Genomic DNA, 12,699 nt, shown 5'->3' with positions numbered 1-12,699 from the left:
AAATGATATATAATGGTTTAATATAAGTTTAGACTAGATTTTTTATAGGGGGATAAAGCAAAATGGAGAAGTTGATAAAAGAAAAATGGAACGAAATTCAAAAAGTGCTTCGTGAAGATCTTGATATTTCAGAAATATCCTATAAGACTTGGCTTGAATCACTTAAGATTGTTAATGTAGATAACGGCACCATCGTACTTGAGACTGATGATGAAATTAGTAGAGGATATATTGAAAGAAAGTATAGTAAACCTCTACAAATTGCAATAAGAGAAATCATTGGTGAACCTTACAAACTCCAATTTGTTTTACCAAATGAATCTATAACAAATAAGAGCGATGCTACAAAAGAAAAGGCAAATCAACACGTGTACAATAATTTAAATGCTAGATATACATTTAACACATTTGTCGTTGGAAATAATAATAAATTAGCACATGCCGCAGCATTAGCCGTTGCCGAATCACCAGCTGAAGCATATAATCCATTATTTATATATGGTGGTGTAGGTTTAGGTAAAACCCATCTTATGCATTCAATAGCTCACTTTATATTAAATGAAAATAACGCTTCTAAAGTACTTTATGTCTCTTCTGAAAAATTCACTAATGAGTTAATAAACTCAATTAGGGATGATAGAAATGAAGAATTCAGAAAAAAATATAGAAGTATAGATGTTCTATTAGTAGATGATATTCAATTTATTGCTGGAAAAGAACGAACTCAAGAAGAATTTTTCCATACTTTTAATACACTATATGAAGCTAAAAAACAAATTATAATATCTAGTGATAGACCACCAAAAGAAATAGAAACTTTAGAGGAGCGTCTAAGATCTAGGTTTGAATGGGGTTTAATTGCAGATATTCAAGCACCAGACTTTGAAACTAGAATGGCTATTCTTAGAAAAAAGGCTGAATTAGAAAATCTTAATATACCTAATGAAGTGGTCCAATATGTTGCTACTAATATTAAGTCTAATATTAGAGAGTTAGAAGGTGCTATGAATAAAATCATTGCATATTCAACTTTAGTACATAAGGAAATAACTAAGGAACTTGCTGAAGATGCTCTAAAAGATTTGATTACACCTAATGAGCAAAAAGATATTACACCTGATTTTATAACTAATATTGTGGCTCAGCATTATGGCCTAAATCCAGACGATATTTTTTCTAAAAAAAGAACTAGAGAAATTGCTTATCCGAGACAGATTGTAATGTATTTATGTAGGAAGCTTACAGATACATCCCTTCAAAATATAGGAAAATCACTGGGTAATAGAGATCATACAACTATTATGCACGGATCAGATAAAATAGGAACTGAGATAAACAAAGATTTAGCATTAAAAAATACTATTGAAATACTTACTAAAAAAATAACAGGAAAGTAATACACATGGGTATGTATATAATATGGTTAATTTCATGTGGACAAGTTGGTTAATGATTTATACCCATGAGTTATTGTTGATAATTTTAAAGTTATTATATAAAAATTAACATACTTATAAGACTTGAAAAGGCAGTTAAGGTATAACTTAAACTAACTTATAAACATCTTAACATCCCCTATTACTAATACGACTAAAATTAATTATATATATATGTATCAAAAAGATGGAAGGAGTTGTACACAATTGAAAATTATTTGTCAAAAAGCAGATTTATTAAATGGTGTTAATACTGTATTAAAAGCTGTACCAACTAGAACAACTTTACCAATATTAGAATGTATATTATTAGATGCCACTACAGAAAGTTTTAAACTTATTAGTAATGATTTAGAATTAGGTATAGAAAGTACTGTAAATGCAGAAATCATAAAAAAAGGACAAATAGCATTAGATGCAAAAATGTTTTCAGAAATCGTAAAAAAATTACCTTCAAGTAATGTTGAAATATCAGTAGACGAAAATTTTAAAACCACAATTATTTGTGAAAAATCTAAATTTAATATTTCAGGGCAATCAGGTGAAGAGTTTTTAAAATTACCAAAGATTGAAAAAGATAATTATATAAAGTTATCACAACCTTGTTTTAAAGAAATGATCCATCAAACAATTTTTTCAATTGCTATAGAAGAAGTTAGACCCGTGCTAACTGGAGAATTGATAGAAATTAATGATAATCATTTTAATATTGTTTCAGTTGATGGACATAGAGTTTCTATAAGATATTCAAAGTTAGAAAATAATACAAATAATATAAATGTTGTTGTTCCTGGTAAAACTTTAAATGAAATATCAAAAATTTTATCATCAGAAGAAGATAAAGAAGTTTATATTTACTTTACGGATAAACATATATTATTTGAACTTAATGAAAGTATTGTTGTATCAAGATTATTAGAAGGTGAATTTCCAAAATATGAACAAATTTTTTCTAAAGATTATGAAACGAAAGTAACGATCAATAGAAAAGAATTCTTTAACAGTATAGAACGTGCTGCTTTAATTTCTAAAGATGGTAAAAAAACGCCTATAAAAATTAATATTACAGATACGAACTTAATTATTACTTCTAATACTGATTTAGGGACATCTTATGAAGAAGTCAATATAATAAAAGAAGGAAAAAGTCTAGACATTGCTTTTAATCCACGTTTTTTAATTGAAGCATTAAGAGTAATAGAAGATGAAGAAATTAGTATTCAATTTACCAATCCTCTTAGTCCTTGTATTATAAACCAAATAGATGGTAATGATTATAAATACTTAATACTACCAATAAGAATTAGTTCTTAAATATTCATTGAAACCTTGTGCCTGTAGTGTAGCAAAAGGCATTTTTAAAGGTTATTATAGTAAATAAAGGATGATAAAATGGAAAATATTATAATAAATACTGAATTCATAAAATTAGGTCAATTTCTTAAAATGTCAGGGATAGCATCTTCAGGTGTAGATGCTAAATTCTTTATAACCAATGAACAAGTAAAAGTTAATGAAGAAATAGAAGTCAGAAGAGGCCGTAAACTTTATGATGGTGATATTATAGAATTTGATGATGGTTCAAAATTTAAAATAAAAAAGGAAATTTAGTGGAGTGCTTTTTTTATGATCATAAAATCAATTGCTCTAAAGAATTTTAGAAACTATGACTATTTGAATTTAGAATTCGACGAAAAAGTAAATATATTCTACGGTGATAATGCTCAAGGTAAAACAAATATTTTAGAAGCCATCTACTTATGCTCAACATCAAAATCTCATAGAACAAGTATTGATAAAGAATTGATATTATTTTCAGAAGAAGAAGCCCATGCAAGAATATTAATAGATAAAAATGGTAAAGAATATAAAATAGATATACATCTTAAGAAAAACAAAAAGAAAGGGGTAGCTGTTAATGGGCTACCCATCAATAAAGTTAGCCAACTATTAGGGATATTAAATGTTATTATTTTTTCTCCTGAAGACCTTAGGCTTATAAAAGATGGACCAAAACAAAGAAGACAATTTATAGACATGGAATTATGTCAACTTAATCCAATATATTATTATAATCTTCAGAATTACAGTAAAGTCTTAAAACAAAGAAATAATTTATTAAAAAGTATAAGACATAATTATAATAATGATTTAAAAGAAACAGTTAGTGTGTGGAATGAGCAATTGGTTTATTATGGATCTAAGATAATAGAAGAAAGAGCTTTATTTATTACTAAATTAAATAAAATAATATATAAAGTACATAAAGATCTGACAGGCGGAAAAGAATCTATTAATATTAAATATGATATGAACATTTCTGTAGATAACTTTCTTGATAAATTAGAAAAAAGTTATGATAAAGATATAAAAACAAAAAATACCAATTATGGACCCCATAGGGACGATATAATATTTGATATTGATGGTATTGATATACGAAAATATGGGTCTCAAGGGCAGCAAAGAACAGCAGCACTTTCTTTAAAAATATCTGAAATAGAATTGGTCAATGAGTTAATAGATGATCAACCTATATTATTATTAGATGATGTATTATCAGAATTAGATAGTAATAGGCAAAAGTATTTATTAGAAAACATTAAAGATATTCAAACAATTATTACATGTACAGGAATAGAAGATTTTATCAATAAAAATATAAAGTTAAATAAAGTTTACAAGGTAATAGATGGAAAAATAGAAGTTAAGAATTAGCAAACCTATAGTCAATAAAAACTTAAAAATAACAGTAAATTTGCAAAAATAGCATTAATAAGTTATAATTATTCTGTTATGGACAAATTATATTTTATGGGTCTATAAGTGCCAATGAAAGTAAAAAATGAATGGTAATTTTTATTTTCATTGTGACTTGTATTGAAATAAAAAATATCATTAATATAGACTGTTAGTTTTAATTATGTGGAGGTTATGTATGAGTTCTGAATATAATGAAAGTCAGATACAAATATTAGAAGGTTTAGAAGCTGTTAGAAAAAGACCGGGGATGTATATAGGTAGTACTTCAAGTAGAGGATTACATCATCTTGTATATGAAATAGTTGATAATGCTATTGATGAAGCATTAGCAGGATTTTGTAAAAATATTGAGGTAACGATACATAAGGATAATTCTATCTCAGTATTAGATGATGGTAGAGGAATACCTGTAGGTATACACGAGAAAAAAGGAATACCAGCAGTTGAAGTTGTTTTCACTATTTTACATGCAGGTGGTAAATTTGGCGGAGGCGGATACAAAGTTTCAGGGGGATTACATGGTGTAGGTGCATCTGTAGTTAATGCCCTTTCTGAGAACTTAAAAGTTCAAATTCATCGTGATGGAAAAATACATGAACAAAATTATGAAAGAGGAAAAGTACTACATCCTTTAAAAATCGTAGGTGAAACAGATAGAAATGGTACATTTGTTCACTTTAAGCCTGATGAGACTATTTTTGAAGAAGTTGTATATAGTTTTGATACCTTAAGACAAAGATTACAAGAAATGGCCTTTTTAACAAAAGGTCTTAGAATAAAAATAACAGATACAAGAGAAGAAGAGATTATTGAAAAAGACTTTCATTATGAAGGTGGAATAAAAGAATTTGTAACCTATATGAATCGTAATAAAGATAAATTGTATGATAAAGTTATTTACTGTGAAGGTGAAAAAGATGATGTTTATGTAGAAGTAGCGATCCAACATAATGACTCCTACGTAGAGAATAGTTTTAGTTTTGTAAATAATATTACAACCCCTGAGGGTGGTACTCACCTTAGTGGTTATAAAAATGCCCTTACAAAAACATTTAATGATTATGCACGAAAAAATAAATTATTAAAAGATAATGAAGTAAATTTATCAGGTGAAGATATAAGAGAAGGTATAACTGCTGTAATAAGTATTAAAGTACCAGAACCTCAATTTGAAGGTCAAACAAAACAAAAGCTTGGAAATAGTGAAGCTAGAGGAGCTGTAGATAGTATTGTATCAGAGCAATTAACTTATTTCTTAGAGGAAAATCCTCAAGTTGCTAAGATAATATTAGAAAAAGCTATTTTATCTCAAAGAGCAAGAGATGCTGCGAGAAAAGCAAGGGATTTAACAAGAAGAAAAAGTGCTCTTGAAAGTACAAGCTTACCTGGTAAATTAGCCGATTGTTCAGAAAAAGATCCTAAATTATGTGAAATATATATCGTAGAGGGAGATTCAGCAGGTGGATCTGCCAAATCTGCAAGATCTAGACAAACACAAGCTATATTACCACTTAGAGGTAAAATACTAAATGTTGAAAAAGCAAGATTAGATAAAATTCTAGGGAATAATGAAATAAAAGCAATGATAACAGCTTTTGGTACTGGTATATCAGATGATTTCGATATAGAAAAATTAAGATACCATAAAATTATAATAATGACAGATGCGGATGTTGATGGGGCTCATATACGAACGCTTTTATTGACATTTTTATATCGTTACATGCCTCAATTGGTAGAACAAGGGAAGATTTATATTGCTCAACCACCACTATATAAAGTTGTTAAAAATAAAAAATCTCATTATGTTTACTCAGATAAACAATTAGATAGATTGTTAGAGGAAATTGGTAGAGAAGGTATTGTATTACAACGTTATAAAGGTTTAGGTGAAATGGATGCAACACAATTATGGGACACGACAATGGATCCAGAAACAAGAACATTACTAAGAGTTGAACTAGAAGATGCAGCAGCAGCAGACGAAGTATTTACAACATTAATGGGTGATAAAGTAGAACCAAGAAGAGAATTTATAGAATCCCATGCTAAATACGTTAAAAACTTAGATGTTTAAACTTTCAACGAAGCTTGTCACTCTTACGAAGTAAGAGTCATAGGCAGAGTGAAAATAAAAATGTAATCTGAAAACTTGCTTGAAAGGATTTGGAAATTACGTTTTCAACGAAACTTGTGTCTCTTACGTCAGTAAGATATATAAGTTGAGTCAATATGCTTGAGTGGAGGAAAGTAAATGGATGAAATAAATATGCCGGATAAGGTAATATCGGTAAATATACAAGAAGAAATGAAAAAATCTTATATAGATTATGCAATGAGTGTTATAGCATCTCGTGCATTACCTGATGTAAGAGATGGTCTTAAGCCAGTTCAAAGACGTATATTATATTCTATGAGCGAGTTAAACCTTTCTCCAGATAAACCATTTAGAAAATCGGCACGTATCGTTGGAGATACAATGGGTAAGTATCACCCTCATGGTGATAGTTCAATTTATGATGCAATGGTTCGTATGGCACAAGACTTTTCTACAAGATATCTATTGGTTCAAGGTCATGGTAATTACGGTTCTGTTGATGGTGATAGTGCTGCGGCAATGAGGTATACTGAAGCAAAACTTAGTAAAATATCTATGGAATTACTTGCAGATATTCAAAAGGATACAGTAGATTTTAGAGCAAATTTTGATGAATCTTTAAAAGAACCTGTTACATTACCAGCTAGATATCCAAATTTACTTGTAAATGGTACTTCAGGGATTGCTGTAGGAATGGCAACAAATATACCACCACATAATCTGAATGAAGTTATAGATGGTGTTGTAAAAATAATAGATAATAATTTATTAGAAGACAGAGATACGGATATAGATGAATTAATTGAAATAATAACAGGCCCTGATTTTCCTACTGGGGCAAAAATATTAGGGAAAAGTGGCATATATGAAGCCTATAGAACAGGTAGAGGTAAAGTTAAAGTAAGAGCGAATGTTGATATTGAACCTATGCCTAATGGAAAACAAAGAATTATTGTTACAGAATTACCTTATCAAGTTAATAAAGCAAGATTAATTGAAAAAATTGCCGAGTTAGTAAGAGATAAAAAAATAGAAGGTATTTCTGATTTACGTGATGAATCTGATAGAACTGGTATGAGGGTTGTTATTGAGTTAAAGAGAGATGCTAACCCTAATGTCATAATAAATTTATTATACAAACATACCCAATTACAAGATACTTTTGGTGTTAATATGTTGGCTTTAGTTAATAATGAACCAAAGTTATTAAACTTAAAGGAAATGTTATCCCTTTACATTGAACATCAAAAAGATGTTGTTACTCGTAGAACAAAGTACGAACTAAAAAAAGCAGAAGATAGAGCACATATTTTAGAAGGTTTGATAAAAGCCCTTGATTTTATTGATGAAGTTATTAATATCATTAGAAATTCTAATAGTACTGCTGAAGCGAAAGAAAATTTAATTGAAAGGTTTCAATTTTCTGAAGTACAAGCCCAAGCAATTGTTGATATGAGGCTTAGAAGTTTAACTGGTTTAGAACGAGAAAAAATAGAGAATGAATACAGAGAACTTCAAGAACTTATAAAAGAGTTGAAAGCTATTTTAGATGATGAAAAAAGATTGTATCAAGTTATAAAAGAAGAGATTCTGATTATAAAAGAAAAGTATGGGGATCCAAGGAGAACGGAAATTACATACGATGATAGTGAAATTAGAATCGAAGATATGATAAAAGAAGAAAATACAATCATTACTATGACTAATTTAGGTTATATAAAAAGACTTCCAGTTAATACTTATAAAAGCCAAAATAGAGGTGGAAAAGGTATAAAAGGAATGCAAACAAGAGAAGAAGATTTTGTTGAACATCTTTTTGTAACTACCACACATCATTATATACTATTCTTTACCAATAAAGGTAAGGTTTATAGGTTAAAAGCCTATGAAATTCCAGAATCTAGTAGAACAGCAAGAGGTACTGCGATTATTAATTTACTTCAGATTGAAGCAGGAGAATATATAACTGCAGTAATACCAATTAGAGAATATGAAGATGATAAGTATTTAATAATGGCTACTAGAAAAGGTATAATAAAGAAAACTGGATTAATGGAATATGTAAACATAAGAAACAGTGGTTTACAAGCTATAGGATTAAAAGAAGACGATGAATTAATAGAAGTTAAATATACAGACAATAAACAAGAAGTTTTTCTTGTAACCAAGTTTGGTCAGTGTATTAGATTTAGTGAAGAAGATGTAAGGACCATTGGAAGAACCTCAATGGGGGTTCGTGGTATGAATATTAATAATGATGATGAAGTTGTTGGTATGCAACTGGCTTCACAAGGAACAGATTTATTAATTGTATCTGAAAAAGGTATTGGAAAGAAAACATCTTTAGATGAATTCGCTATACAAAGAAGAGGCGGAAAAGGTGTTAAATGTTATAAGATAACAGAGAAGACAGGGAATGTTATTGGCGTGAAATGCGTTACTGAAGAGCAAGAAATTATGATTATTACCATTGGTGGCATTGTTATTAGATTAAGAGTTAAAGAAATCTCTAGATTTGGTAGAGTAACATCAGGTGTAAAATTAATAAATGTTTCAGAAGATATAAAGGTTGCAAGTATCGCAAAAGTTAGAGAAGATTTAGAAGAGATAAATGAAGTTATAGATAATATAGAATAAGACAAGAGTAAAAAAATTAATAACGTCAATATGATTGGCGTTATTTTTATGCCATTAATGTATAAGAGGATATTTGTATTAAAATAAATATTAAATAGCTACTAAATAATTATATCTTAAAGGTGGATTTTTCTGCACTAACACTATGGATTAATACAATAAAATAAAGTATACTTATTATTATTAATATTACCATGGAGGTTTAGTAATGAGGATAATCAATACCAATGACATAATCGAAAATATCAAAGAAATGTGTATAGAGGCAAATCTATACTTATCAAGTGATATGGAAAAAGCAATTAAAGAAAGTGTTAAAATAGAAAAGTCACTTATCGGAAAACAAGTACTAGAATTACTTGATGAAAATATGTTAATTGCAAAAGATAAGAATATACCAATATGTCAAGATACAGGTATGGCTGTTGTTTTTATTGAAATGGGACAAGAAATTGCTATTGAAGGTGATTTATTAGAAGATGCAATAAATGAAGGTGTTAGAAGAGGCTATAAAGAAGGATTTTTAAGAAAGTCCGTTGTAGATGATCCTTTATTAAGAAACAATACAAAAGACAATACGCCTGCAATCATCCATTATAATATAGTAAAGGGCGATACATTTAAAATAACTATAGCACCTAAAGGGTTTGGTAGTGAAAACATGAGTAGAATATTTATGTTGAAACCTTCTGATGGTGTTGATGGCGTAAAAAAAGCAATTATTAATACGGTAGATGAATTAGGAGCTAATGCATGTCCTCCTCTAGTCATTGGAGTAGGATTAGGTGGAACCTTTGAAAAATGTGCCTTTCTAGCTAAAAAAGCATTGTTAAGACCAATAAACGAATCCTCTAATATAGATCATATTAAAGAATTAGAAGAAACATTATTAAATGAGATAAACAAATTAGGTGTTGGTCCACAAGGGTTAGGTGGCATAGTTACAGCACTAGGTTTAAATATAGAAACCTTTCCAACTCATATTGCTGGATTACCTGTTGCAGTAAATATATGTTGTCATGTTAATAGACATGTTACAAGAGAATTATAAGGAGACAAATATGATTAGAGAAATTATAACACCACTTACATATGATATAATAAAGAATCTTAAAGCAGGAGACTTTATTAATATAACGGGTAAAATATATACAGCTAGAGATTCAGCTCATAAAAGAATGATTACTGATTTAGAGAATAATAAGCCAATTCCAATACCACTAGAAGGTAATATTATATATTATATGGGTCCAACCCCAGCAAAAGAAAATCAAGTAATAGGGTCAGCAGGTCCAACAACGAGTAATAGAATGGATTCTTTTGCACCTACTTTAATGGATTTAGGATTAAAGGGTATGATAGGAAAAGGGGAAAGATCTCCTGAAGTAATAGAATCAATGGAGAAGAATAATGTAATTTACTTTGCTGCAATTGGTGGTGCAGGTGCATTATTATCTAAGCATATTACAAATGTTAAAGTTATTGCCTATGATGACTTAGGTACAGAAGCTATTAGGGAATTAACAGTAGACAAACTACCTGTCATAGTCGTAATAGATGATAAAGGCAATAATTTGTATAAATTAGAGAAAGACAAATACCGAAGTATTTAATTAAAGTATTATTTTTAAACTTGTTTATGTTTTTCCAAAACAAAAGCATAAGAAAAGATAAATTAATAGAAGTGAAATATAAAATGATATATTTAAAACTAGGAGAGTACATCGTGTATAAAGAAATTTCTAAGAGACAAAACATGACAATACTAAAATTTTTAATATACCTTATTAATATAATATTAATAACAAATGTAACAAATTTTATTGGTAGATATTTAGATATAGGATCCATTACAATTGATATAATAATAATATCACTGATATCTATTATTATATATATTATATTTAAGAAATACATATTAGCTTATAAATATATGGTAATAGGTGAAGAGTTTATAATACAAGAACTAATTGGAAGAAAAGAAAAGATTATAATAAATTTAAACAAACATCAAATAGAAAAAATAGAAAGTGTACAAAGTAAAAATTATAATATTGATAAAAAGAAAAAATACAAAAAGAAAAGAATACTTTATAATACAAATGATACAGCTAACAATTTTTATTGTATTTTCAAAGAAGATGATGAACTTGTTTTTTTTGAATTCCAACCTAGTAAAAAATTATTAGATATGATATTGCATTAGATTGACCTAGTTATTGTTTATTTTAAAAGTATAGATATTAATGGATATTACAATACTTTAATAAGAATAATAACTAGGTTATTTTTATAAAAAAAAATACAATAGAATTAATTATTTATGGTAAAATGTATTATAATATGTTTTATAGGAGAGGTGTTATAGAATGATAGATAAATATATAAAAACTAAAGAATATATTGAAAGTCAAATTAAGAATGAAACACCTACTATAGGTTTAATTCTAGGATCAGGTTTAGGTACATTAACAGAAGAAATTATAAACCCAATATATATGGAGTATAAAGATATTCCTAACTTCCCTATTTCTACAGTAGAAGGTCATAAAGGAAGATTGGTAATTGGACAATTAGAAGGTAAAATGGTTATTGCTATGGATGGTAGATTTCATTATTATGAAGGGTATGAATTAGAAGAAGTTACATTTCCCATTAGAGTAATGAAATTAATAGGTGTGGAAAAATTAATAATAACCAATGCAGCAGGAGGGTTAAGAAAAGACCTAACAGCAGGAAAATTAATGTTAATAAAAGATCATATCAATATGACAGGAAATAATCCTTTAATAGGCAAAAATATTGATGAGTTTGGACCAAGATTTCCAGATATGTCATCAGCCTATGATAAAGAACTAATAGAATTAGCAAATAAAGTGGCAAAGGCACTTGGTATAGAATTAAAGGAAGGAATATATACAGGTATAGCTGGCCCTTACTACTATTCTAAAGCTGAGTTAAGGATGTTAATAAAAATAGGTGGAGATGCAATAGGAATGTCTACTGTTCCAGAGACAATAATAGCAAATCATACAGGGATACGCGTATTAGGCATATCTTGTATTACAGATTCAGCTAATCCAGATATAATGCATTCACCGAACCATGATGAAATTGTAAAAGTGGCAGAAAAAACCAAACCTATATTTATTAAACTTGTAAAAGAAATCATCAATAAGATGTAAGAGTAAACATTATTGTAATAAGGTTTTAATGAAACTTGTGTCTTATAAGTGGTCAGAGACATAAGATTTAATATAAAAGTATATATAAATAAGATTATAAATCTCCTAAAATGAACACTAAATAAATAATTAAAAAAATATAGTATAAACCGTTGACAAATGACAAAAGCTTTAGTATAATAACTCTTGCACTACAAAAAAACTAAATATCTGGAGAAGTACTCAAGTGGCTGAAGAGGTGCCCCTGCTAAGGGTATAGGTCGTTCACGCGGCGCGAGGGTTCAAATCCCTCCTTCTCCGTTAGATTTATTTTTTTTTGTAAAAGTGTTGACAAGCTAATAACGGTGTGATAGAATATCAACTGTTGTCGAAAAAAAGAACATTGATAATTAAATAGTAAAGCAACCCTAAGATTTCAAAAAATGAAGTCGGCTTTAAATTTTATTTTAAAACGATTTCAAAGATTTGGGTCTTAGACACCAAAGAGTCTTACTTGAACTTGTTTCAAAAGACTATAAAGATTAAAAGATTTTTTCTTCGGAAAAAACTTTTAGCCAGCAAATTAGATTGCTAAGGCAAA

10 protein-coding genes and 1 tRNA gene are annotated in these 12,699 nt (G+C 28.5%); all 11 read left to right on the top strand.

All coding sequences use genetic code 11. From position 1 onward, the window contains the following. Positions 1-62 precede the first annotated feature (62 nt). Entirely contained in the window at positions 63-1,397 is a 1,335-nt protein-coding gene (gene dnaA, locus EDC18_RS12795; protein WP_132253759.1) for a chromosomal replication initiator protein DnaA, read from the top strand. A 246-nt stretch (positions 1,398-1,643) separates the two neighbouring features. Further along, the gene (gene dnaN / locus EDC18_RS12790; RefSeq protein WP_132253757.1) at positions 1,644-2,750 is read left to right on the top strand and encodes a DNA polymerase III subunit beta; all 1,107 of its coding nucleotides are present in this window, start codon (positions 1,644-1,646) and stop codon (positions 2,748-2,750) included. A gap of 78 nt (positions 2,751-2,828) precedes the next feature. After that, entirely contained in the window at positions 2,829-3,047 is a 219-nt protein-coding gene (gene yaaA / locus EDC18_RS12785; RefSeq protein WP_132253755.1) for a S4 domain-containing protein YaaA, read from the top strand. A gap of 15 nt (positions 3,048-3,062) precedes the next feature. Then, the gene (gene recF / locus EDC18_RS12780; RefSeq protein WP_132253754.1) at positions 3,063-4,154 is read left to right on the top strand and encodes a DNA replication/repair protein RecF; all 1,092 of its coding nucleotides are present in this window, start codon (positions 3,063-3,065) and stop codon (positions 4,152-4,154) included. A 220-nt stretch (positions 4,155-4,374) separates the two neighbouring features. Next, positions 4,375-6,276 (top strand): DNA topoisomerase (ATP-hydrolyzing) subunit B, encoded by a 1,902-nt coding sequence (gene gyrB, locus EDC18_RS12775; RefSeq protein WP_132253752.1) that lies wholly within the window; start codon positions 4,375-4,377, stop codon positions 6,274-6,276. 177 nt (positions 6,277-6,453) lie between these two features. After that, positions 6,454-8,934, top strand: a complete 2,481-nt coding sequence (gene gyrA / locus EDC18_RS12770) for a DNA gyrase subunit A (RefSeq protein ID WP_132253750.1) — start codon at positions 6,454-6,456, stop codon at positions 8,932-8,934. A 208-nt stretch (positions 8,935-9,142) separates the two neighbouring features. Further along, positions 9,143-9,985: a fumarate hydratase gene (locus EDC18_RS12765; protein ID WP_132253748.1), complete on the top strand. Its 843-nt coding sequence runs from the start codon at positions 9,143-9,145 to the stop codon at positions 9,983-9,985. A gap of 10 nt (positions 9,986-9,995) precedes the next feature. Further along, positions 9,996-10,547: a Fe-S-containing hydro-lyase gene (locus tag EDC18_RS12760; RefSeq protein ID WP_132253746.1), complete on the top strand. Its 552-nt coding sequence runs from the start codon at positions 9,996-9,998 to the stop codon at positions 10,545-10,547. Positions 10,548-10,660: 113 nt separating this feature from the next. Beyond that, entirely contained in the window at positions 10,661-11,140 is a 480-nt protein-coding gene (locus EDC18_RS12755) for a DUF6106 family protein (protein WP_132253745.1), read from the top strand. A gap of 163 nt (positions 11,141-11,303) precedes the next feature. Continuing rightward, positions 11,304-12,119, top strand: a complete 816-nt coding sequence (locus EDC18_RS12750) for a purine-nucleoside phosphorylase (protein ID WP_132253743.1) — start codon at positions 11,304-11,306, stop codon at positions 12,117-12,119. Positions 12,120-12,331: 212 nt separating this feature from the next. Beyond that, a tRNA-Ser gene (locus tag EDC18_RS12745) sits at positions 12,332-12,419 on the top strand. Positions 12,420-12,699: the final 280 nt, after the last annotated feature.

Source organism: Natranaerovirga pectinivora, assembly GCF_004342165.1.
GTDB classification, from domain to species: Bacteria; Bacillota; Clostridia; order Lachnospirales; family DSM-24629; genus Natranaerovirga; species Natranaerovirga pectinivora.
The sequence above is the reverse complement of the archived record's forward strand: the minus strand, read 5'-3'. Positions and strand labels throughout refer to the sequence as shown.